Genomic DNA, 21,600 nt, shown 5'->3' on the forward strand with positions numbered 1-21,600 from the left:
GGTGTAGTTTTAACAGCCACAGCGTAAGGATCGTCTCAATTCGCAACGGATTACCGTGACTTGGTTGAATCTCAATGAATCATAAAATATATTTGACTTTAGGGTCTGATAAGGGAGGAAAGACCTTGATCGCTTTTTACATGATAGTTCAGCGGGCGGGGTAAGATTATGTACGCACCGCGCGTTTTCATCAGCATGTTGGGCACGCTGATCGTATTTGCTATCGCAACATACTTTTTGACGAATTCTCTTTGGACCACGTTGGTCGAGACGATCATCTGTGCCGTGCTCCTGCAGATCGGCTATTTTCTGGGCGTGCTCTATCTCGTCTGGAAAGAGCGCAAGTCGCGCCATGCCTTCCTGACCGAAGACAAGGGGCTGACGCCGGGGGCGGAAGATACGAAGGTCGGCGGTCTCTCCACGTCCAATTTCAAGCGCTCCGAGCCGTTCAACCCTTAGACCGGCCTTCAGTCGGCCTTCAGTCGGGTTGCCAGGCAGATCTTTTGCCGGTCCGGCGGTTGCCGGATCGGAGCCATGTCCTAAGTCTCCGGCAGAACCATTGGAGGCTTACGTGACCGACAGTGCAGAAAAAGGCGTCTGCGTAATCATCGCCGCAAAAAATGCCAGCGACACCATCGGGCTGGCTGTTGCCTCGGCTCTTCGGGAGCCGGAAGTGGCGGAAGTCGTCGTCATCGACGACGGTTCGACGGATGGAACAGCCGCGGCCGCCGCCAGCGCCGACGACGGCAGCGGCAGGCTGACGATCCGGGAGTTCGAAAAGAACCGCGGTCCCGCCGCCGCACGCAATCACGCGATCGAGATATCCAAGGCCCCGCTGATCGGCATTCTCGATGCCGATGATTTCTTCTTTCCGGGTCGTTTCGCCTCGTTGCTTGCCGCCGACGATTGGGATTTCGTCGCCGACAATATCGCCTTCGTCAATGCCGATACCGTGCGGGATGCCCATGCAAGGCTCGATCACTTCGATGCGAAGCCGCGCTTTCTCGATCTCGTTGCCTTCGTCGAGGGCAATATTTCCAAGCGGGGCGTGCGGCGCGGCGAGATCGGTTTTCTCAAACCCTTGATGCGGCGTTCTTTTCTGGATGCGCATGGCCTGCGTTATAACGAGGCGCTGCGCCTCGGCGAGGACTACGATCTTTATGTGCGCGCGCTGGCCAAAGCAGCGCGCTACAAGATCATCCATAGCTGCGGCTATGGCGCGGTCGTGCGTAGCGATTCCCTGAGCGGCCGACACAGGACCGAGGATCTACGACGGCTCTATGAAGCCGACCGGGCCATCCTTGCAAAGGGCGGCCTTTCTTCGGTGGATGCAGCCGTGATCCGCCGCCACGAGCAGCATATTCGCGACCGCTACGAGTTGCGGCATTTCCTCGATGTCAAATCGCAGTCCGGCCTGCTGTCGGCTGCGGCCTATGCGCTGTCGCATCCCTTTGCCGTTCCGGCGATCGCCGGCGGCATCCTGGCGGACAAGACGGAGCGTTTCCGCAAGCGAGGCGGTGCGCCCATCGCCCATTCCGGCGCGAACGGCCTGCGCTATCTGCTGCAGGCCGCTCCGGAATAGGAATCTCTCGCAAATTTAGAGATAATCGCGCCGCACGCCTTCGATCACGCCCAGGAGGCGTTCCTTGCACGCAGCAAGCGCGCTGTCCTTGCTCAGCTGCGGCTTTGCCTTGCTGGCCTGCCAGAGAGCCAGGGCCGAAGGCGCGGCAAGCGCTTGCTTCGCCATGACCCGAAACGTGGTCTGCTCGGGATCGGCAAGCATGACATTTTCCCCGTACCGCTGCTTTTCGAGTTCGGCGGCGGCTTGCTTGTTGCGTTCGAAGCCGACGCCCCAGAATTTGGCACCCTTGGCGATCGCTTCCGCGCGAGTGGAAACGGGGATGTGCTTCGGCGCATAGGTCACGCCGAGTGAACGTGCCCAGTCGTTCCATTTGAAGCTGTTGATGGAGCGCGAGGAGCTGACTGCGATCCACGGGACGCGGAAGGCATCGGCAAGGATCGCGCCATGCATCGATTCCGCGACGATCAGCTCGGAAGCGGCAATTTCGCGGATTACGGCCTTCGCCTCGCCGCGGGGATCGAGATAGGAAAGGCCGACGGTCTTGCAGATCTCGGGCCAGAGACCAGCGGCGGCCGATTCCCAATGCGGTATGAAGGTGCGCCTGCCGTTCTTGGAAATGTTCTGGAATTCCGGCATTTCCGTCACCAGCACGGCAGGATCGACGATGCCCATTTCGGCCGGCAAGCCGACCTTCTCCGCCGTCAGGGGGCCGCGGACGCTGCGGACATCCCATTGCGACCGGTCGCGCATGTCGGGAAGGGAACCGTAGCCGAAGCCGCTGCCGATGACGAGCTTGCGTCCATCGGCTGGCAGGATTTCCGTGTTGAGGACGGTTCCGACGCCGACCAGCAGCGTTTCTTCATGAACGTTGCGAAGGCCGGGAAACAGGAAATCCCAGAGCCAGAGATTGAGATCGTCACCGAAATTGCCATGGGTGGATTCCCAGTGGAACGGCTTCATGCAGGACTCCTTGATGATCCAAACGATAACGGGGCATGCCGATGGCTCTTGGATGCGGCATGCACAGCTTATGCTGCGCTGCAAAATCTAGGGCGCGAGTTTGCCGACGGCAAGCCGCATCGCGCTTTGCAAGATTGCGGGATCGCGTATGGCCCATTTTGCCAGCAATCCGAATTGCGGCAGGCGCCGCTGCCGCAGCTGCCGCGCCTGGCTCCAAAGTGCCTGGCGACGGGCGCGATTTTTGTAGAGGCGGATGGCGGCGACATCCTGCGGTCGGCGCGAGAATCTTTGTTCCAGCGTGTTGAGCGCCGTCCAGGTATTGAACTGTTGACGCAGGAATTGCGGGGAATCATTGTCGATGCTGTGAAAGATGTTCACACCCTCGCCACGCAGCGCGCCGGCATTTTCGCACAATAGCACGCGCTTGGCCGCCAGGATGCAGTCGCAGAAATAGAGGACATCCTCCGCCGCCAGCCGCAGCGTCGGTTCAAAGCGCACCTTCTCGAAAAGAGATCTGCCGATCACCATGCAGGACATGTGCAGGAAGCTCCAGTCCTGCAGCATGACGCTGGCGATATTGGGGATCTCGATGACGGCCGGCTTGTCCGACAGCCGTACGATGTCGGTCGATTTTGCAAGTTCCGCGATGCTGAAGTGATAGTAGAACTCTTTGCCGCCGTCGATGGAGTCCCAGTAGCAATCGGCATCGTGACGTGTCAGCGTCTCGAATGCGTTGCTCAGATGCTCGGGCGCCCATTCGTCGTCGGAATCGAGGAATGCGACGAAGCGGCTTGCCGCCGGTACGTTGTCGAGACCGGTGTTGCGCGCCCCGCCCGGTCCGGCATTGGTCTGACGAATGACGCGGATGCGCGCGCGCTCATCCCCGCTCAGCGATTGCAGCTCTTTTTCCGCGGGAAGCGGTGATGCGTCATCGACGATGAGAATATCGAAATCCTGAAACGTCTGCCGGGATATTGATCTCAAGGCGCGCTGCAGAACGCCCGGTTGCTTCTGGTAGAACGGAACAACAATCGTGAGGGACGCCATTTTCCCGCCTTTACGGTTTTTCAATCCAAGAGTTTGCGGCCTTATCCCCAGGGACGTAACCATCGGCTTCTCGGCTGCATCCATCGCCATTCTTCAGCTGTTTGCCCGGTGATGGATGTCGCCGCGACGCCAACAGGTAGCGTTCATTCGATGGGGAGCAATGTCGAAGGCGGAGATTTCTTAAACTTTATCCCCACCAGACGCGGGATGCCGAATTACATTCCCGATGGTCTATTGTGACACATCGGTTTTCAGGATCGGACGGTATTGCACCTATGAGAAGAGCGGTGAAAATCGATATTCCCACGGCGATTGCAATAGTGTCGCATTTTTGTCATGCTTCGCACGGCGATGTGTGCTGCGCTGCAAAAAATCTTCACCCTCCGGTAAAAAATCTAGCTACGCTGAAAGCCTTGCGTGAAGTCGGCATCAAAAAATGCCCCGGGTCCGCTTAAATCCTTTTTCCCGCACGATTTTTCTCCTTTGAAGAGCAATTGTTTCGCCTTTCGAACAGTCCGGAAGGATTGCTCCAACGCAGTCTGGGATATCACTTTTCGCCCATTTTTGCTGCGCCGCCATATTTCCTTTCCCAAGATCGCCCTAGGTTACGTCTGCGAGCTCTGCTGTGCTCTGAATGAAATAGCTGCGAGGGGGGATGCAGCACGAAGAAGGGGTGACAGACATCGTGAATGTGACTGCCAACGTGTCTTCGCGGATAAACCTCATGCGTATCGTGCTCATCTCGGGCATCATCTTTGTCCATATGCCGTTCGATATGCGTTCCAGCCCGTTCAGCGGCGCATATGGCCTTTTTGACTGGCTGAGGGTGTTCCTTCGGGACAGCCTGTTTCGCGTCGGCGTTCCCTGCCTGAGTGCGATTTCGGGTTACCTGTTGTTTCGCCAAGGCACGACATCGCTGGACTATGGGAAGACCATCCGTCGAAAGACAAAGACGGTTATTCTGCCCTTCCTGTTGTGGAACAGTGCGTTCTTCGTGTTCGTCCTGGCCCTCCAATATTACGGAATTGGTGATGGGTATCTGCCGGATATCTCGGAATCTACTCCGCATACGCTATCGAATCTTCTGTTTGCAATCGACGGAGCACCGATCAATCTGCCGCTTTACTTCTTGCGCGATCTTTTCGTCTGCATCCTGTTGTCGCCAATCCTTGCCCTTCTCATCGGGCGTGCGCCATTGCTGACATTGGCCTTTCTGCTGTTACTTGCGGCTTGGCCGGTATCGATCGGCATCGTGCTGCGCAACTCGATCCTCTTCAGCTTCAGCTTCGGGATTTATCTCAGCCTTTACCGCATCGACGTGACGATCATGGATCGCTATGCCGCGTTGATCGGTGCCGGCTTCATTGCGCTTGCAGCCCTTCTGGCGACCGCCGCCTATATGGCGGGACCCGGTTTGCCCCTGTGGCTCGAGGTTTGCCGCAATCTGATGGTGATCGTCGGCATTCCAGGATTCTGGGCCCTGTCGTCGATCTTCATTCGCAGCCGCGTCGGACAGGGGCTGGCGGGAACCGGCAGCCTCAGCTTCTGGATCTTCTGTGCCCATTATCCGCTGCTTTTCTGTCTCTGGGTTCTTTGGAAGCGCGGCGGCAGCGAACTCTATCCGATTTTCTATCTTCTGGCGGCGGCACTTGCCGTGCTGCTGCTGCCTCTGACGAATGGCATGGCGCGTTCCGCCCTGCCAAGCCTCTACAACCTGCTGACCGGCAGCCGGACGCGCCCGCTGGCCGAAGCCAGTGCCGTCCAGATCCGCGCCGCCGAAGATCGGCGTGCGCGTTCCGAGCAAAGGTGATGCCATGACGACATCGAAGAGCTATGTGCAAAGACTTGGTCTTGTCTCAATCGCCCTTATGGGTGCCTGCTTCATGCCGCAGGCCGTGTCCGCGCAGGACGCGCAGCCGGCGGCTGGATCCTTCGTTGACAATTTCGAGCGGCTGGACACCAGCCGCTGGTACATCTCCGACGGCTGGAACAATGGGGCGTTTCAGAATTGCACCTGGTCGCGCAAGCAGGTGAGCATCGCGGACGGAATGCTGCAGCTGCAGTTCATCGAGTCCAAGACCGGTCAGCGGAACTACGCCTGCGGCGAGATCCAGACCACCAAGCGCTACAGCTACGGTACTTACGAGGCGCGCTATCGTACCGCTACCGGATCGGGTCTCAACTCCGCCTTCTTCACCTATATCGGCCCGACCGACAAGAAGCCGCATGACGAAATCGATTTCGAAGTGCTCGGCAAGAATCCCGGTCAAGTCCAGGTCAATCAATATATCTCGGCCAAGGGCGGCAACGAGAAGCTGGTGCCGGTTGCCGGCGGTGCCGATCAGGGTTTCAACGACTATGCCTTCGTCTGGGAAAAGGATCGCCTGCGCTACTATGTGAACGGCAAGCTGGTTCAGGAGGTCACCGATCCTTCGAAGATACCGACCAATGCCCAGAAGATTTTCTTCAGCCTGTGGGGCACGGACACGCTGAGCGCCTGGATGGGCAAGTTTGCCTATGGTGGCCAGCCGGCAGCCATGCAGATCAAGCGCGTTGCCTTTACCGCGGCGGGCGAGAAGTGCCTCTTCCCGGAATCGATCACCTGCAAGGTCGATTGAACCTGACCGGTCGCGCTGTGCCTTGCGCGGTCGGTTGCGATGCCAGGATGCAACACCAACCACACAAGGCGCTCGGTCTCGTCCGGGCGCAAAAGCGGAAACTTTGATGCTGCATATTCTTTATTTCGTTCACGATCTTGCCGATCCGGCTGTGCGCAGGCGGGTGCTGATGCTGCAGGCCGGCGGGGCGCTCGTGACGCTGGCGGGCTTCCGGCGCGATGATAACGCGCTTGCTGCCATCCATGGCATCGAACCGATCGAGCTCGGCAAGACGCAGGACGCTCAGTTTGCGCAGCGTGTCGCCGCGGTGGCCAGATCGGCGGCGAAACTGCGCGGCGCCTTGCGCTCCGTCGCAAGACCGGATGTCATCATCGGCCGCAATCTCGAGATGCTGACGCTGGCCAATCGCGCCAAATCCGTGTTCGGCGGCGATATGCCGATCGTCTACGAATGCCTCGATATCCATCGGCTGCTGCTGCGCAACGATGTGGTCGGCGGCGCTCTTCGCAGCGCCGAGCGCCATTTCGGTTCGCAGGCGGCATTGCTCATCACCAGTTCCCCCGCCTTTGTCGAGCGTTACTTTCGGCCGCGCTCCGGCCTGCGTCTGCCGGTCATGCTGCTCGAAAACAAGGTGCTCGCACTCGAGCCTGCGGCAAGCGCAGTCGCGCCGGTTGCCCGCCCGCCGGCCGCAGGCAAGCCATGGAAGATCGGCTGGTTCGGCGCGCTTCGCTGCCGGAAGTCGCTGGCCTTGCTCGATGAATTTTCACGCCGGATGGAAGGTCGCTTCGAGGTCGTGTTGCGGGGCCGGCCCGCTTATTCGGAATTCGACGATTTCGATGGCTTCGTGCGCAAAGCGCCGTTCATGCACTTTGCCGGCGCCTACAAGAATCCCGAGGATCTCCAGGCGATCTACAACGATGTCCAGTTTTCCTGGGCGATCGACTTCTTCGAAGAGGGCCTGAATTCGAGCTGGCTGCTGCCGAACCGCCTTTACGAAGGCGGCCTCTACGGTGCCGTGCCCATCGCCATGGAAGGCACCGAGACGGCACGGTTTCTGGCAAGCCGAAAAATCGGGCTCACGCTCGATACGGCCGAGGCCGCACAGCTGACGGCGCTTTTGGGCGGGATGGACGAGCAGCGCTACCTTGCCGCCTTCGGCGCCGTGGCGTCGCAGGATCGCGAGCATTGGATGACCGATCGCGCCGATTGTCATGGTCTGGTGCAGCGGCTGGCTTCGCTGACGCGTGCCAATGAACAGATCGCCGAATTACAGGCCCTCCCACAACTGCATCGCAATAGAGGTGGATTGCAATGACGAACGGAAGCTCAGGGGACATGCGTTGCATAATCGTTATTCCCTGCCTCAACGAGGAAAAACACATCGAGCCGCTGATCGGCAAGCTCGGGCAGGCTCTGGACGAACTCGATGCCAGGATCGTGGTGGCTGATGGCGGCAGCACCGATCGCACGCGCGAAATCGTCAGGGAGATTGCCGCGAGAGATCCGCGCATCCTGCTGCTTGACAATCCCAAGCGGCTGCAGAGTGCCGCCATCAATCTCGCCATGGAAACCTTCGGCGACGACTATGATTATTTCATCCGTATCGACGCTCATGGCGACTATCCGGCCGATTACTGCCAGACGCTGGTTCAGGAAGCCGGCGCCACGGGCGCGGATTCGGTCGTCGTCGCCATGCGCACCATGGGCTTCAGCGCTTTTCAGAAGGCAACGGCCGTGGCGCAGAACTCCAAGCTCGGCAATGGCGGCTCGAAGCATCGCGAAGGTGCCAAGGGCCACTGGGCCGAGCATGGGCATCATGCGCTGATGCGTATCGCGGCCTTTCGCACCGTCGGCGGCTATGACGAGACCTTCAGCCACAACGAGGATGCCGAGCTGGACTACCGTCTGCATAAGGCAGGGTATCGAATCTGGCTTACGGACAAGACCGCCATGACCTATTATCCGCGCGCCAGCGTCCCGACGCTCTTCAAGCAGTATCTCGGCTATGGCCGTGGCCGCGCGCGCAACATCCTGAAGCATCGCAGCCTGCCGAGCATGCGCCAGATGCTGCCGCTGGCGGTGGTGCCGATCTTCATCGGCGCATTCCTTGCCGTGCTCAACTGGATTGCGGTCATTCCCGTCGGCCTTTGGGCTGTGGCCTGCATCGCTTACGGCTTCTGGATCGCTCTCGGTCAGAAGAACCCTTATGGCCCGCTCGCCGCCATCTCGGCCATGGTCATGCATTTCGCCTGGTCGATGGGTTTCTGGATGGAAGTCTTGAGCTTCCGCAATCGCAGGGTCGCGTCATGACACAAGTCCATCGACGCCCGATAAAGATCGATATCGCGGTCTGCACCTACCGCCGGGCAGAGCTTGACCAGACGTTGCTGTCGATTGCCGTGCTTGCCATTCCTGCCGGCGCGATCGTCCGCATCATCGTCGCCGACAATGATGTCACGCCGAGCGCGCGCGGTCGTGTCGACGCCATGCGTTCGGCCGTGCCCTTTGAGATCGTCTATGTCCATTGCCCGGCATCGAATATCTCGATCGCACGCAATGCCTGCCTGGATCATGCAAGCGGCGATTTCATCGCTTTCATCGACGACGACGAGACGGCGTCGGAAGATTGGCTGGCGGAATTGCTCATCATGGCCGACACGACCGGCGCCGATGCCATTCTCGGCCCCGTGCAGGCTGTTTATGCGAATGTCGCGCCCGCCTGGATGCAGCGTGGCGATTTCCATTCGACCTTGCCTGTCTGGGTCGCGGGAGAGATCCTCACCGGTTACACCTGCAATGTGTTGCTGCGCCGAAGTGCGCCTTCGCTTGCCGGTCGGCGTTTCAATATCGCGCTTGGTCGCAGCGGTGGCGAGGACACCGAGTTTTTCATCCATATGCATAAGGCGGGCGGCAGGATCGCCTATGCCGAGGATGCGCTGGTCCATGAGCCCGTTCCCGACAAGCGCGCCACGGTTTCCTGGCTGTCGAAGCGCCGGTATCGCATGGGCCAGACGCACGGGCGCATGCTGCTGGAGGCCGCCAGCGGCTTCGGACGCTGGCGCGCGATTGCGCTCGCCGGCACGAAATCCGCCTATTGCTTTGCCGCAGCCGCGCTCCTCGCCGCCTCTCCCGTCAAGCGGCATCGCTTTGGCCTGCGCGGCATCATGCATGCGGGTGTCGTCAGCGGCCTCTTCGGGGTCCGCGAAATCGAGCAATATGGAAGTCTGGAGAAGGCGCCGCAATGACGGATTTCATCCCCGATGTCAGCTTCGTCATCGCTGCCTACAATGCCGAGGAAACGCTTGAGCGCGCCATCGACAGCGCGCTAGCGCAAGGCGCCGTCAGCATGGAAGTCATCGTCGTCGACGATTGCTCGACGGACGGAACGCGCGAGATAGCCGGCAACCATACGGATCCGCGCGTTCGTCTCGTTGCCATGGCCCGCAATGGCGGGCCGGGCGCTGCCCGCAATGCCGGCCTCGATGCGGCCCGCGGCCGCTGGGTGGCCGTGCTCGATTCCGATGATGCCCTGCGGCCGGACCGCATGGCGCGTCTGATCGCACGGGCGGAAAAGGCAGAGGCGCAGATCGCGGTCGACAATCTCGACGTCATTCGCGAGGACGTCGGAACGACGCTTCCCATGTTCCCCGAGGCGATGTTGGCGCGCATTACGGTGTTGCCGCTGGCGACGTTCATCGCCTCGAACATGATTTTCCGTTCGGAGCACAATTTCGGCTATATGAAGCCGGTCTTCGAGCGCGCCTTCATCGAGAAACATCGCCTGCGCTTCGATGAAACGCTGCGGATCGGCGAGGATTATATCTTCCTTGCTTCCGCCCTTGCCCGGGGCGGCATCTGTGTCGTCGAGCCGATGGTGGGGTATCTCTACTATATTCGCGATGGCTCGATCTCGCGTGTTCTCAGAAAAGAACATGTGGAGGCCATGCTTGCCGCCGATGCCAGGTTCTTCGCCGAACATTCCTTCGGTGCGGCTGCCCTTGCCGCGCAGCGGCGGCGCACGCGCAATCTCAAGGACGTCATCGCATTCCTGAAGCTGGTCGACAGCATCAAGGAGCGCGAACTGCAGGCGATGCTCAAGATCGCATGCCTCAATCCGCGCGCCGTGCGTCATCTCAGCATGCCGATCTTCGCCCGTTTTCGTCGCCTGGCAGCCTCTCTGCGGAGCGGCCGCGAGGCGACGACGACCTCCCAACTTACCTCGCCCTTGCCCAATATGGGCGTAGGCCCTCACTCTAACAAAGGATAGAGCCATGGACCCCAAGCATCGTGTGAGAAAAGCAGTCATCCCGGTTGCCGGCAACGGAACACGTTTCCTGCCAGCCACCAAGGCCATGCCGAAGGAAATGCTGACGATCGTCGATCGTCCGGTCGTGCAATATGCCGTCGATGAAGCCATCGAAGCCGGCATCGAGCACATCGTCTTCGTCACCAGCCGCAACAAGTCGGCAATCGAGGATCATTTCGACGACACGCCGGAGCTGATTTCATCGCTGCAACGGGCGGGCAAGAGCCATCAGGTTACCGAGCTGGAACGCCTCCTGCCGCGGCCGGGCTCCGTCAGCTTCACCCGCCAGCAGGCTCCGCTTGGCCTCGGTCACGCCGTCTGGTGCGCCCGCGACCTGATCGGCAACGAACCCTTCGCGCTGCTATTGCCCGACATGCTCTGCTACGGCATGCGCGGCTGCATGGCCGGCCTGATGGAGCTCTATAATGAGGTTGGCGGCAACATCGTCGCCGTCGAGGAATGCGCTCCGGAAGAGACGTCGAAATACGGCATTATCGGCAAGGGCGCGGCGGTGCGGCACGGCTTTGCCGTGACCAAAATGGTCGAAAAGCCGCACCCGTCCGAGGCGCCTTCAAACTTTTACCTCAATGGCCGTTATATTCTTCAGCCCGAGATCTTCGACATTCTGGCCCGCCAGGAACGCGGTGCCGGCAACGAGATCCAGCTGACCGATGGTATGCTGCGCCTTTCCGAGACGCAGGCCTTCCATGCCCAGGTCTATAACGGACGCACTTTCGACTGCGGGTCCAAGCACGGCTTCATCGAAGCGAACGTCGCCTTTGCGCTCGCTCGCGCCGATATCGGCGGCTTGGTCTATGACTCGATCCGCAACCTGGTCGTCTCGCACGAAGCGCAGATGACCGCCGCTTAAGCCTGTTCACATTGTGGCCTGCGGCAGAGAAGGCCGCGGGCCTGGCTATTTTCATTCAGGCTTCTCCGACAAGGTGGTCGCCATGCATCAGAAGAACTTCACTTTCCACAGCGCTCTTCCGCAAGCGGAATCGCAGGATGGCTTCATCGATCTCGATCGGTTGATGGCGGTCGTTGTCCGCCGCTTCCGCACCATTATTTTCGCCGTGGCCGCTTTCGTCATTCTGGCTGTCGCCTACTTGCTGACCGCCACTTCGAGCTATACCTCGATGACACAGATATTGCTCGACGAGAGCATGACGAAATATGCGGAGGATCAGCCGCCGGCTGCCAGCAGCCAACAGGCGGACATGGAAATCGCGAGTGCGGTCGAAATCCTGAAATCGAACGAGATGGCGTTGCGCGTCGTCGATACGGCCGGTCTTGCCGACAATAACGCGCTGCTCAATCCGCCGGTGTCGCCGGCGGCGCTGCTTAAATCCGGCGTCGGCCTGATCGTCAGCGTCTTTACGCCGGGCCGCCCACCGATGACGGCTGAAGAGCAGCGCGAGGCGCAGCGCCAGAAAGTCGCTGCCGTTCTGCAGGATGGTCTCAAGGTCGAGCGCGTTACGCGAAGCTCGGTCGTCGCCGTCTCCTTCAACTCGACCGACAAGCGGCTCGCCGCCAGGGTCACCAGCGCCTATGCCGACGCCTATCTGACCGATCAGTTGAACGCCAATTTCGATGCGACCGAACGCGCATCCGTCTGGTTGCAGGAGCGTCTGAACGACCTGCGCCAGCGCGCGCAGGAGGCTTCGCTCGAAGTCGAGAAATACAAGGCCGAGAATGGGCTGACTTCGACCGGCGGCGAGTTGATGTCGGAACAGCAGATTTCCGATTTAAACAAGCAACTGATCATTGCCCAGGCTGATACGGCCAGCGCAGCCGCGCGTTACAATCAATATAAGTCGATCATCGATCAAGGTCCCGACAACGCCGTCAAGAACGCGACTATCTCGTCGAGTTCGACCGACAATTCCGTGTTGCAGGATCTGAAGACGCGTTACCTCGCCGTCGAAAAGCGCGAGCAGGACGTCACGCGGAATTTTGGCGCCGACCATCCGCAGGCCGTCGCGCTTCGCACCGAACGGCAAGACATCACACGGCAGATCTATCAGGAACTTCAGCAGCTCACGGCTAGCTACAAGAACGAGTATGATGTAGCGCAATCTCGGGCGGCATCGCTGCGCGAAAGCATCGAAAATGTCGTCGGCAAGAATTCCGAAGCCAACAAGTCGCTGGTTCACCTGAACGAGCTGAACCAGAAGGCGACGGCGCTGAAGAGCCTTTATGAATCCTACCTTGGCCGTTTCGAGCAGGCGACCCAGCAGCGATCCTTCCCGATCGCCAAGGCGCGCGTCATCTCGGTTGCCGGCGTGCCGACCGCGCCGTCGAGCCCGAAGAAGACGCTTGTCATGGCGCTTTCCGTGATCCTCGGCCTGATGGTCGGCTGCGGAGTGGCCGCATTCCAGGAGTTCCGCGATCGGTTCTTCCGCGTCGAAGCCGACGTGCGCTCCGCGCTTGGATTGAAGTTCCTTGGCTATCTGCCATTGCTCGGCCAACAGGCCAACCGCAAGAAGAAGCGGCGCAAGCCCAGTGCCGGAGCGGAGCCGGTAGCGGCAGAAGATGTCGAAAACGGCGTTACCTTCGAGCGGATGATGCGCATCTCGGTCGAGGCGCCGCGCTCGATCTTCGCCGAGACACTGAGGAACGCCAAGCTCGCCAGCGATGTGATGCTGCAGGGACGGGCCGACCGCGTGATCGGCGTCGTCTCGGCGCTGCCGGGCGAAGGCAAGTCGACGACGGCGGCCAATTTCGCCGCTCTGCTCGCCAGCAGCGGCAAGCGCACGCTGCTGATCGACGCCGACTTGCGCAATCCGGGCCTCAGCCGGACGCTGAAGTCGCCGCCGCAGGCCGGGCTGATCGAAGCCGTGCTCGGCGAAGTTCCCTGGACGAATGCCGTGAAGGTCGACCCACGCACCAAGCTTGCTATCCTGCCGGTCGTGGTGCGTGATCAGCTGTTGCACACCAGCGAGCTGTTGTCGTCGCAGGGCATGCAGCAGCTCATGGAAAACGCGCGCAAGATGTTCGATTATATCGTCGTCGATCTCGCGCCGCTCGGTCCGATCATCGATGCGAAGGCCTTCGCACCGCAGGTCGATGCGTTCCTGCTCGTCACCGAGTGGGGTGCGACGCCGACCAACCTGGTCCGCGACGTGCTTGAGCAGGAGCCGCAGATCAACTCACGTATTCTCGGCGTCATCTTGAACAAGACCGACATGTCGGAACTGCCGCGCTACAGCGATTTCGGCGGAACGGAACGCTATCGGCAGAAATATGTGAGCTACTACACCGAGCCGCAGCCGCGCGCCCAGGTGGACGCGTAATTCGCTCATGCCTTACCGGTCTTGAGCCGGGACCTTGCCAGGGCATGTTCACGCCAGATCGTGAATATGCCCGCCGCCACGACGATGAGCGCGCCCATGATCATGGGCGCGCTCAGCTTTTCGCCGAATATGGCAACGCCGATGATGGCGGAGAAGACGAGCTGCAGATAGGTCAGCGGCTGGATCACCACGGCGTCGAGCAGGTCGTAGGCGCGAATGAGGAAATAATGGCTCGACACGCCCGTCAGGCAGAGAATGCCCATGAAGATCCAGTCATGGGGTGCCAGCGTCGTCCAGAAGAATGGCCCGATGCAGCTCATCGCGACAGCGCCGACGACGCCCGTATAGAAAAAGCTGGTCATGGCGCCATCCTCGCGGCTGACATAGCGGGTGAGGACGACATAGAGCGAAAACAGCAGCGCGCCGAATAGCGGCACCAGGAATCGTGTGTCGAAGACGCCGCTTTCCGGCTTCAGGATCAATAGAACGCCGACGAAGCCGAAGCAGATTGCCAGCCATCGCCGCCAGCCGACCTTCTCGCCGAGGATCGGTATGGACAGCAAGGCCACCATCAGCGGGCCGGATGAAAAGATTGCCTGCGAATGGGCCAGTCCGACGATGACGAAGGATGAGATGGCGACGACGATCTGTGCGGCGAGCAGCAGGCCGCGGGCAATCTGCAGGACAGGCCGCTTGGTCCTGACGTTGCGTCGCAGGCCGCCGGGTGCGCGCGAGGCCATCGCGATGGCGAAAAGCATGAAGGCCCAATAGCGGATCATCGCCACCAGAAGCGGCGGATAGGCACTGACGAGGTGCTTGGATATGCCGTCCTGTATGGCGAAGATGCTGATGGCCACCAGCGTGAAGACGTAACCGGCTCTATTGGATTTCATGATTTTCGAAGGAAGAAGGTGTGTGAGGCCCCGGAGGCGCCGGGACCCGGCGCCTTGTTCACATTAGGCTATTCGCCGTTTCAATCATAGGATCATATTTGCCTTTTAGTCCCGCCGGAGAGCAGCCATCAGCCCTTCTTGCGATCTGCGACAAAGGCGCTGAAACCTTCGATGAAGGTTGCCAGATTATGTTTGACCTTCTCATCAATGAGTATGCCTTCTTCATTAAAAACGCTGCCGGCCCGCGACACCATCAGCCGGCCACCGAACCAGGCATCGGCGCCGAGCGTGCGCAGGACCGTCAGCCAGGCGTTCTGGCTGAGGATCGTGCCGAAATTACCGGGCGAGGCGCCGAGAACGGCGACAGGCTTGCCGCCGAAGACCTGGGCGATGTCGCTGGAAGGGCGGCTCATCCAGTCGATGGCGTTCTTGAACACACCGGGGAGCGAGTTGTTGTATTCCGGCGTGAACAGGATCAGCCCATCGGCCGATATGGCCAGCTCCTTGAGCTCCTGAACTTTTTCCGGAATGCCATCCGCAGCCTCGAGATCGGCGTCATAGAGCGGCACGCCATGGATGGTGCGGGCGATCAGTTCGACACCGCTTGGCGCCAGTTCGACCGCCGCGTGGAGCAGGGCCGTGTTGAAGGAGCCTTTGCGCAGGCTGCCTGAAATGCCGAGTATCTTCATTGGTTTCCCCGTTTGCCGTGATGGGAAGACATTTATGCTTCGCCATCCTTCGTCAAGGTCTTAAGCGCGATCTTATGCCGCCAGCAGTGACTTCAACTTGACGGAACTCGCCGCCAGAGCGGTGTGATCCGGATGCGCGCGGGCGGCGATCAGCATTTCGGCAAGGCGGATGTCGCGGGCGATGGCATTGCCGCGCCCGATGCCGCTGGCGGCGAGCAGCCGCCCGTCTGCACCAAGATGGAAGAGGATGAACGCCCCGTCATCGAGGTTGCGGCGCACATGAGTGACCGCCTCATCCGCCAGGCCGGCGATCTGCAATGTCAGGTCATACTGGTCGGACCAGAACCATGGCACGGCGGATATTTCCGCGCCTTCTCCCAGCATATTGGCGGCGGCGAGATTGGCCTGTTCCTGCGCATTGCGCCAGGATTCGAGGCGCACACGCCTGCCGCCGTAAAGCGCCAGCGGAAACGAACAGCAATCGCCTGCCGCATAGATGTCGGCAATGGAGGTCTCCAGCCGCTCGTTGACGGCAATGCCGTTGTCGATCGCAAGGCCGGCTTCGGCCGCAAGCGCGACATTCGGCAAGGCACCGATGCCGACGAGCAGCAGATCGGCGGAGATCACTTCACCATTGCTAAGCTTGACGATCGCCTTGCCGGCCTCTTCCTGCACGGCTTCTATGATCTGGCCGCAGCGGATGTCAGCACCTTCCTGGTGATGGCGTTCGGTAATCGCCTCGGCGATCGCCTCCGGCACGCCGCGCTTCAATACACGCGGCAGGCCTTCGATGACCGTGACGTCGGCACCGCGCATGCGCGCCGTTGCCGCCAGCTCAAGGCCGATGAAGCCGCCGCCGACGACGGCAATGTGTCGGCCGGGGTAAAGAGCGGCATGCAAGGCTACCGCATCGGCATGGGTGCGCAGCACGCGGATGCGTTGCGACGCGACGTCGACACCGGGAAAGCCGCGCGCCGAGGCTCCGGTTGCAAGCAGCAACTTGTCGTAGCTGAGCGTTTCTCCGTCCGCGAGCCTAACGGTTTTTGAGGAAGGATCGATCGCTTTCACCGTCGTATTGAGCTTCAGATCGATCGTTTGCTCGCGATAATGCTCCAATGCGGCGATAAATTTAGGTTCCGGCGCCTCATCCGATCCGCCTTTCGAAAGGGGCGGGCGTTCGTATGGGGCGAGCGGTTCAGTGCCGATAAGCGTGATGTCGCCCCCAAAAGCCTTTTCGCGAAGCGCGAAGGCAGCACGAGCGCCACATTCTCCGGCCCCGATAATGACGAAATGCGCCACGATTGCCTCCTTAGAGCCCGATGAAGACGGTGCCATTCTCGACCTTGACCGGATAGGTCTGCAGATTGACGCAGACCGGAGCGCCCTTGGCTTCGCCGGTGCGGTAGTCGAAGCGGCCGTTGTGCTTGGGACATTCGATGATGTTGTCCATCACAAGGCCGTCCGCGAGATGGATCTTCTCATGCGTGCAGAGGCCATCGGTGGCGAAATAATCGTCTTCGGGGCTGCGATAGACGGCGAAGGTTCGCCCGTCATGGTCGAAGCGGATGACGTCCTCTTCATCGATCGCGTCAGCGGCGCAGACTTCGATCCAGTTGCTCATGTTTTCCTCCCTTAGCATGTCCGGTTTTATTGAGCGGCGGCAGCCGGTCGCTCGCCGTGGAATTCCTCGCGATAGGGCCGCGCGGTCAATGGCAGCTCGCGCTTCAGGAAATAGTCCTCGTTGCGCAATTGCCGCAGGAATGCCGGTATCATCTCGCGATAGCCGGACCATATGGACGGATTGGCAGCCGGCAGATCGTGCTTGATCATCGCATGCAGCTTCGGCAGCGCGTGGTAGGGCACCATCGGGAACATGTGATGTTCGACATGGTAGTTCATATTCCAGTAGATGAAGCGGCTGACCGGGTTCATCATCACGGTGCGGCTGTTCAGCCTGTGGTCGATAACATTGTCGGCAAGGCCGCCATGCTGGAGCAGTCCGGTCAGAACGTGATGCCAGGCGCCATAGAGCCGGGGGAGCCCGATCAGCATCATCGGCAGGATCGAGCCCATGGCGATCGCGCTCGCAACCGTCGCGACATAGATGGCAAGCCAGATGCGGGCGATGCGAATGGCCTTCGGCTGCTCCATCTCGGGAATGAAGGTCTTTTCCGCGGCGCTGATGACGCCGCTCGCATTGCGCAGCATGTCGACCATTGCGTACCAGGCATCGAGGATGCCGAAGAAATTCAGGACGAGACGGAAGAGATCCGGCGGCCGCATGACGGCAATCTCCGGGTCGCGGCCGACGATGACGGTATCGGTGTGGTGGCGCGCATGGCTCCAGCGCCAGGTCACCGGATTGCGCATGATCATGAAGCAGGCGATCTGATAGACCGCGTCGTTCATCCAGCGCGTCTTGAAGGCGGTGCCGTGGCCGCATTCGTGCCAGCGGCTGTCGGAGGCCGAGCCGTAGAGCACGCCATAGGCCAGGAAGAAGGGGATGCAGATCCAGGATCCCCAGAAATAGACGCTCAGCCCGGCGAAGACGACCATGCTGCCGAGCCAGATGACGGTGTCGCGGATACCAGGCGCGTCCGAGCGCTGCATCAGCGCCTTCATGTCCTTGCGCGCGACATCCGTGTGATACCATTCGGCGGCAGCCAGTCCGGTTTCCACCGCCAGCCTGCCGCTTTTGCCGAGCAGATCGTAATCCCGCTTGATTGTCGTCGTCATTCCCGCCTCCCGCGATACGCAACGGCGCCTCGCCTTCCATGCCGGAAACGATAGATCGACTTTTCGCTTGCCTCAATGCGGGAATGATGGAATCTATCAAAACACATCAAACTCTGACGTCACGAATGATGACATATCTCAGGAGCAGCCATGCGTCGCCCCACCATATCGGATCTTGCCAAGGCATCCGGCGTCAGCGTCGCAACGATAGATCGCGTGCTGAACGGACGCCATCGCGTGCGGGAGGAAACGGCAAGGCGGGTCTACGAGGCGGCGCAGGAGATCGGCTACCACGCCGTCGGTCTGCTGCGTCAGCGCGTTTTCGAGGACCTGCCGCAATATCGCTTAGGCTTCGTCCTGCAGAAGCCGGTTCAGGCCTTCTATCAGGCTTTCGCCAAGGAGATCGTCTCCGCCGCGCAGGCGGTCACATCAGCCCGGATCAATGCTCAGGTCGACTTCGTAACGGCGTCGACGCCGACGGCGATTGTCGAGAAATTGAAGGCGATGGCTGCCCGCAGCCAGGCCGCTGCCCTTGTCGCGCCGGATTATCCGGCGGTCACGGCGGCGATCGAGGAACTGAAGGAAAAAGGCATTCCGGTCTTTTCCCTGCTGTCCGATTTCTCCACCACGGCGCGTCAGGGCTATATCGGCGTCGACAATCGCAAGGTGGGACGCACGGCCGCCTGGATCATCGCGCGCTCGGCGCGTCGTCCCGGCAAGGTCGCCTGCTTCGTCGGCAGCCATCGCTTCCTCGGACATGAGCTGCGTGAAATTGGTTTTCGCTCCTATTTCCGCGAAAATGCGCCGGAATTCGAGGTGCTGGATACGCTGATCAATCTTGACACGCCTGAGATCACCCATGAGGCGACGCTCGATCTCCTGCAGAAGCACCCTGACCTCATCGGCTTCTATGTCTGCGGCGGTGGCATGGAGGGCGCCATTTCAGCCATTCGCGAGGAGCGGTTATCGGGCAAGCTGATCGCCGTCGTCAACGAGTTGACGCCGGAATCGAAGGCGGCTCTGGCCGACGACGTCGTCGCCATGGCGATCGGAACGCCATTGCCCGCGCTTTGCAAGGAGCTGATGAGCCTGATGATCAAGTCTGTCGAGAGCGATGACGCGGCGGTGCCCGGACAAATCTTTCTGCCATTTGAAATCTTCGTCTCGGAAAACATCTAGCATTCATGATGGAGTTCCATCATTTTGCCAATAATTCTTTCAAGAATGATAGCTAGGAACGATGGAAGAAAGACATGAATGTCGCTAGTCCTTCGAAAGCAGGCGCGGCGGATTTGGAATGTCTCTGCGGCCGGACGCCTTGAGGAGGATTGCCTATCATGAGTTCCATTCGCTTCGCGCTCAATCATATGTGCGCGCCGTCCCTGAAGCTGGAGGCGTTCTTTGCTGCCGCGAAAGAGCTTGGCATCGATAACGTGGAGATCCGCAACGATCTTGCCGGCAACGCGATCCTGGACGGTACGCCGGCAACGGCCGTCAAGGAGCTTGCAGCGCGCCAGGGACTGACGATCATCTCCATCAACGCGCTGCAGCGGTTCAACGAATGGAACGACGAGCGCGCACGGGAAGCGGCGGAGCTGATCGATTATGCGCGCGATTGCGGCGCCAGGGCGCTCGTCCTTGTTCCGGTCAATGACGGCAGCGGCCGCGAACCGGAGGTGCGCCGCGCCAATCTTCGCAAATCGCTTTTGGCGCTGAAGCCGATGCTGGAAGCTGCCGGCATTATTGGCCTCGTCGAGCCGCTCGGCTTCGAGATCTGCTCGCTGCGACTGAAGAGCGAAGCGGCAGCGGCGATCGAAGAATTGGGCGCGAAGTCCACCTTCTGCCTGGTACACGATACCTTCCATCATCACCTTGCCGGCGAAACCGCGATCTTCCCCGAGCTGACGGGTCTCGTGCATATTTCCGGCGTCACCGATCCCAACGTCTCGGTTGCCGATATGCGTGACCCGCATCGCGTGCTCGTCGATGCCACGGATCGTCTCGACAATGTCGGCCAGTTGCGGGCGTTGATCGCTGCCGGCTATGTCGGTCCGGCATCCTTTGAGCCTTTTGCCCCGACGGTCCATGCCCTGAAGGAGCCGGTTGCCGCTCTCAAGGAGAGCATGGCCTATATCGCGGGTCAGCTCTGATCGACGCGGTAGTCCGCGGGCAACTCGCCCGGTCGCTCAATCATGCGAATGCGTTTCGGGATGCTCCACGCCATGGTCCGATGGGATGATGTGCAGGTTCCCGAAGCGCACGCCGCGCTGCGTCACCACGCTGTCGGCGAAGGTCATTATCTCCTCTGCCTTGCCCTTCAGCACGGAGACTTCGAGGCAATCCTGCCCGTCGATATGGACATGAAGCGTCGAGACTGAAAGATCGTGGTGGTGATGTTGCGCCGTCGTCAGCCGGCGCGACAGGTCGCGGGTTTCGTGTTCATAGACATAGGTCAGCGCCGCATAGCATCTGGCTTCGCCATCAACTGTCGGCTGCGCGCGGGTGACAGCGTCGCGAACGAGATCGCGCAAGGTTTCCGAGCGGCTGGCATAGCCCCGTTGCGCGCTGATCTTGTCGATCGTCTCCAGAAGATCGTCATCGATGGTGATGGTAATGCGTTGCATGTCCTGATCCTCGTTCCCCGCAGTTCGTTGGTGTCGACTAGAGGAAATTTCGAGGCGATTTGCAACGGTGTCAGGCTTATTGGCGGCCGCGGAAGCGACGCTGGTAGGTCGGGTCGTAGAGCGAGCTTTCACGGAAATCGCTGGCGGCGAGCGAGGGACCGACAAAGATCAGCGCGGTGCGCTCGATCGGTTCGGCCGCGACCTTTTCCTCGATCGTGGCAAGCGTGCCCCGAATGATCTGCTCGTCCGGCCAGGACGCCTTGACGACGATCGCAACCGGGCAATCCGCGCCATAAAGCGGCGTCAGGTCCTCAACGACTTTTTGAAGCGCGTGGATCGCCAGGTGGATGGCGAGCGTCGCGCCAGTCGCGCCGAATTTTTCCAGTGTCTCGTTGTTCGGCATGGGCGAGGCACGGCCGGAAACCCGCGTCAGAACCAGGCTCTGGGCGACAGCCGGGATGGTCAGCTCGCGGCCGAGCGCCGAAGCGGCAGCCGCGAAAGCGGGAACACCGGGGGTCAGCGTATAGTCGATGCCGTGCTGTTCGAGCCTGCGGATCTGCTCGGCAACCGCGCTCCAGACCGAGAGATCGCCGGAATGCAGGCGCGCGACGTCTTCACCGGCCGACGCCGCTTTCAGATATTCGGCCTCGATCTCATCGAGCGACATCGGTGCGGTGTCGATAATCCGCGCGCCGGGCGGGCAATATTGCAGCAGCTCTCGCGAAACGATCGAGCCGGCATAGAGGCAGACCGGGCATTTGCCGATGAGATCCCGGCCTCGCACCGTGATCAGGTCGGCGGCCCCGGGGCCTGCGCCAATGAAATGCACTGTCATCGCTCTACCTCGTT

At 60.5% G+C, this 21,600-nt stretch carries 21 protein-coding genes; 12 read left to right on the forward strand and 9 right to left on the reverse strand.

The features are described 5' to 3' along the window. Positions 1–168 precede the first annotated feature (168 nt). Both CCGE531_RS19730 and CCGE531_RS19735 read left to right on the forward strand, forming a co-directional pair. Positions 169–459: an exopolysaccharide production repressor protein gene (locus CCGE531_RS19730; protein WP_120667060.1), complete on the forward strand. Its 291-nt coding sequence runs from the start codon at positions 169–171 to the stop codon at positions 457–459. A 112-nt stretch (positions 460–571) separates the two neighbouring features. Beyond that, on the forward strand, positions 572–1,582 hold the full coding sequence (locus CCGE531_RS19735) for a glycosyltransferase family 2 protein (protein ID WP_120669206.1): 1,011 nt from the start codon (positions 572–574) through the stop codon (positions 1,580–1,582). A gap of 15 nt (positions 1,583–1,597) precedes the next feature. Here CCGE531_RS19735 and CCGE531_RS19740 read toward each other — a convergent pair whose 3' ends face one another. Both CCGE531_RS19740 and CCGE531_RS19745 read right to left on the reverse strand, forming a co-directional pair. Continuing rightward, positions 1,598–2,542: a polysaccharide pyruvyl transferase family protein gene (locus CCGE531_RS19740; RefSeq protein WP_120667062.1), complete on the reverse strand. Its 945-nt coding sequence runs from the start codon at positions 2,540–2,542 to the stop codon at positions 1,598–1,600. A gap of 87 nt (positions 2,543–2,629) precedes the next feature. After that, positions 2,630–3,589: a glycosyltransferase family 2 protein gene (locus CCGE531_RS19745; RefSeq protein ID WP_120667064.1), complete on the reverse strand. Its 960-nt coding sequence runs from the start codon at positions 3,587–3,589 to the stop codon at positions 2,630–2,632. Between the two features lie 724 nt (positions 3,590–4,313). Between CCGE531_RS19745 and CCGE531_RS19750 the strand changes: the two genes are divergently transcribed. The 8 genes from CCGE531_RS19750 to CCGE531_RS19785 all read left to right on the forward strand — a co-directional run bounded on the left by CCGE531_RS19750 (position 4,314) and on the right by CCGE531_RS19785 (position 13,809). Beyond that, the gene (locus CCGE531_RS19750; protein WP_245459311.1) at positions 4,314–5,399 is read left to right on the forward strand and encodes an acyltransferase; all 1,086 of its coding nucleotides are present in this window, start codon (positions 4,314–4,316) and stop codon (positions 5,397–5,399) included. 4 nt (positions 5,400–5,403) lie between these two features. Beyond that, the gene (locus CCGE531_RS19755; RefSeq protein WP_120669208.1) at positions 5,404–6,207 is read left to right on the forward strand and encodes a glycoside hydrolase family 16 protein; all 804 of its coding nucleotides are present in this window, start codon (positions 5,404–5,406) and stop codon (positions 6,205–6,207) included. 106 nt (positions 6,208–6,313) lie between these two features. Next, complete coding sequence (locus CCGE531_RS19760) at positions 6,314–7,522, forward strand: glycosyl transferase family 1 (protein ID WP_120667065.1); 1,209 nt, start codon at positions 6,314–6,316, stop codon at positions 7,520–7,522. Positions 7,523–7,542: 20 nt separating this feature from the next. Beyond that, the gene (locus tag CCGE531_RS19765; RefSeq protein WP_281024462.1) at positions 7,543–8,517 is read left to right on the forward strand and encodes a glycosyltransferase family 2 protein; all 975 of its coding nucleotides are present in this window, start codon (positions 7,543–7,545) and stop codon (positions 8,515–8,517) included. Further along, positions 8,514–9,452 (forward strand): glycosyltransferase family 2 protein, encoded by a 939-nt coding sequence (locus tag CCGE531_RS19770; RefSeq protein WP_120667069.1) that lies wholly within the window; start codon positions 8,514–8,516, stop codon positions 9,450–9,452. The genes CCGE531_RS19765 and CCGE531_RS19770 overlap by 4 nt, the downstream gene beginning before the upstream one ends. Then, positions 9,449–10,474: a glycosyltransferase family 2 protein gene (locus CCGE531_RS19775; RefSeq protein WP_120667071.1), complete on the forward strand. Its 1,026-nt coding sequence runs from the start codon at positions 9,449–9,451 to the stop codon at positions 10,472–10,474. Before CCGE531_RS19770 ends, CCGE531_RS19775 begins: the two co-directional genes overlap by 4 nt. Before the next feature lie 4 nt (positions 10,475–10,478). Beyond that, a complete protein-coding gene (locus CCGE531_RS19780; RefSeq protein WP_120667073.1) occupies positions 10,479–11,384 on the forward strand; it encodes a UTP--glucose-1-phosphate uridylyltransferase in 906 nt (301 codons plus the stop codon). An 82-nt stretch (positions 11,385–11,466) separates the two neighbouring features. Beyond that, positions 11,467–13,809, forward strand: a complete 2,343-nt coding sequence (locus CCGE531_RS19785; RefSeq protein WP_120669212.1) for a polysaccharide biosynthesis tyrosine autokinase — start codon at positions 11,467–11,469, stop codon at positions 13,807–13,809. A 5-nt stretch (positions 13,810–13,814) separates the two neighbouring features. On the opposite strand, the gene CCGE531_RS19790 is transcribed toward CCGE531_RS19785, so the two are convergent. The 5 genes from CCGE531_RS19790 to CCGE531_RS19810 all read right to left on the reverse strand — a co-directional run bounded on the left by CCGE531_RS19790 (position 13,815) and on the right by CCGE531_RS19810 (position 18,127). Next, positions 13,815–14,702, reverse strand: coding sequence for a DMT family transporter (locus CCGE531_RS19790; RefSeq protein WP_120667075.1), 888 nt, complete (start codon positions 14,700–14,702; stop codon positions 13,815–13,817). A 128-nt stretch (positions 14,703–14,830) separates the two neighbouring features. Beyond that, positions 14,831–15,391 carry an NADPH-dependent FMN reductase gene (locus tag CCGE531_RS19795; RefSeq protein ID WP_120667077.1) on the reverse strand — a complete coding sequence of 187 codons (561 nt, stop codon included), beginning with the start codon at positions 15,389–15,391 and terminating at the stop codon, positions 14,831–14,833. 72 nt (positions 15,392–15,463) lie between these two features. After that, positions 15,464–16,690 carry an FAD-dependent oxidoreductase gene (locus tag CCGE531_RS19800; protein ID WP_120667079.1) on the reverse strand — a complete coding sequence of 409 codons (1,227 nt, stop codon included), beginning with the start codon at positions 16,688–16,690 and terminating at the stop codon, positions 15,464–15,466. A gap of 10 nt (positions 16,691–16,700) precedes the next feature. Beyond that, positions 16,701–17,012 (reverse strand): MocE family 2Fe-2S type ferredoxin, encoded by a 312-nt coding sequence (locus tag CCGE531_RS19805; RefSeq protein ID WP_075855758.1) that lies wholly within the window; start codon positions 17,010–17,012, stop codon positions 16,701–16,703. A gap of 26 nt (positions 17,013–17,038) precedes the next feature. Next, positions 17,039–18,127, reverse strand: a complete 1,089-nt coding sequence (locus CCGE531_RS19810; RefSeq protein WP_120667080.1) for a fatty acid desaturase family protein — start codon at positions 18,125–18,127, stop codon at positions 17,039–17,041. A gap of 150 nt (positions 18,128–18,277) precedes the next feature. Here CCGE531_RS19810 and CCGE531_RS19815 point away from each other — a divergent pair, with 150 nt between their 5' ends. Together CCGE531_RS19815 and CCGE531_RS19820 are read left to right on the forward strand one after the other, a co-directional pair. Beyond that, positions 18,278–19,306, forward strand: coding sequence for a LacI family DNA-binding transcriptional regulator (locus CCGE531_RS19815; protein WP_120667082.1), 1,029 nt, complete (start codon positions 18,278–18,280; stop codon positions 19,304–19,306). Positions 19,307–19,464: 158 nt separating this feature from the next. Next, entirely contained in the window at positions 19,465–20,277 is an 813-nt protein-coding gene (locus CCGE531_RS19820) for a TIM barrel protein (protein WP_120667084.1), read from the forward strand. A gap of 36 nt (positions 20,278–20,313) precedes the next feature. On the opposite strand, the gene nikR is transcribed toward CCGE531_RS19820, so the two are convergent. Next, positions 20,314–20,751: a nickel-responsive transcriptional regulator NikR gene (nikR, locus tag CCGE531_RS19825; RefSeq protein ID WP_120667086.1), complete on the reverse strand. Its 438-nt coding sequence runs from the start codon at positions 20,749–20,751 to the stop codon at positions 20,314–20,316. Positions 20,752–20,827: 76 nt separating this feature from the next. Then, entirely contained in the window at positions 20,828–21,586 is a 759-nt protein-coding gene (cobM, locus tag CCGE531_RS19830; protein WP_120667088.1) for a precorrin-4 C(11)-methyltransferase, read from the reverse strand. Positions 21,587–21,600: the final 14 nt, after the last annotated feature.

This window comes from Rhizobium sp. CCGE531, from assembly GCF_003627795.1.
GTDB lineage: Bacteria > Pseudomonadota > Alphaproteobacteria > Rhizobiales > Rhizobiaceae > Rhizobium.

Bases quoted from the DNA above. Each gene is read 5' to 3' on its own strand.
- CCGE531_RS19730 (WP_120667060.1), top strand. From the start codon at position 169: ATGTACGCACCGCGCGTTTTCATCAGCATGTTGGGCACGCTGATCGTA.
- CCGE531_RS19740 (WP_120667062.1), bottom strand. From the start codon at position 2,542: ATGAAGCCGTTCCACTGGGAATCCACCCATGGCAATTTCGGTGACGAT.
- CCGE531_RS19745 (WP_120667064.1), bottom strand. From the start codon at position 3,589: ATGGCGTCCCTCACGATTGTTGTTCCGTTCTACCAGAAGCAACCGGGC.
- CCGE531_RS19750 (WP_245459311.1), top strand. From the start codon at position 4,314: ATGCGTATCGTGCTCATCTCGGGCATCATCTTTGTCCATATGCCGTTC.
- CCGE531_RS19755 (WP_120669208.1), top strand. From the start codon at position 5,404: ATGACGACATCGAAGAGCTATGTGCAAAGACTTGGTCTTGTCTCAATC.
- CCGE531_RS19760 (WP_120667065.1), top strand. From the start codon at position 6,314: ATGCTGCATATTCTTTATTTCGTTCACGATCTTGCCGATCCGGCTGTG.
- CCGE531_RS19765 (WP_281024462.1), top strand. From the start codon at position 7,543: ATGCGTTGCATAATCGTTATTCCCTGCCTCAACGAGGAAAAACACATC.
- CCGE531_RS19770 (WP_120667069.1), top strand. From the start codon at position 8,514: ATGACACAAGTCCATCGACGCCCGATAAAGATCGATATCGCGGTCTGC.
- CCGE531_RS19775 (WP_120667071.1), top strand. From the start codon at position 9,449: ATGACGGATTTCATCCCCGATGTCAGCTTCGTCATCGCTGCCTACAAT.
- CCGE531_RS19780 (WP_120667073.1), top strand. From the start codon at position 10,479: ATGGACCCCAAGCATCGTGTGAGAAAAGCAGTCATCCCGGTTGCCGGC.
- CCGE531_RS19785 (WP_120669212.1), top strand. From the start codon at position 11,467: ATGCATCAGAAGAACTTCACTTTCCACAGCGCTCTTCCGCAAGCGGAA.
- CCGE531_RS19790 (WP_120667075.1), bottom strand. From the start codon at position 14,702: ATGAAATCCAATAGAGCCGGTTACGTCTTCACGCTGGTGGCCATCAGC.
- CCGE531_RS19795 (WP_120667077.1), bottom strand. From the start codon at position 15,391: ATGAAGATACTCGGCATTTCAGGCAGCCTGCGCAAAGGCTCCTTCAAC.
- CCGE531_RS19805 (WP_075855758.1), bottom strand. From the start codon at position 17,012: ATGAGCAACTGGATCGAAGTCTGCGCCGCTGACGCGATCGATGAAGAG.
- CCGE531_RS19810 (WP_120667080.1), bottom strand. From the start codon at position 18,127: ATGACGACGACAATCAAGCGGGATTACGATCTGCTCGGCAAAAGCGGC.
- CCGE531_RS19815 (WP_120667082.1), top strand. From the start codon at position 18,278: ATGCGTCGCCCCACCATATCGGATCTTGCCAAGGCATCCGGCGTCAGC.
- CCGE531_RS19820 (WP_120667084.1), top strand. From the start codon at position 19,465: ATGAGTTCCATTCGCTTCGCGCTCAATCATATGTGCGCGCCGTCCCTG.
- nikR (WP_120667086.1), bottom strand. From the start codon at position 20,751: ATGCAACGCATTACCATCACCATCGATGACGATCTTCTGGAGACGATC.
- cobM (WP_120667088.1), bottom strand. From the start codon at position 21,586: ATGACAGTGCATTTCATTGGCGCAGGCCCCGGGGCCGCCGACCTGATC.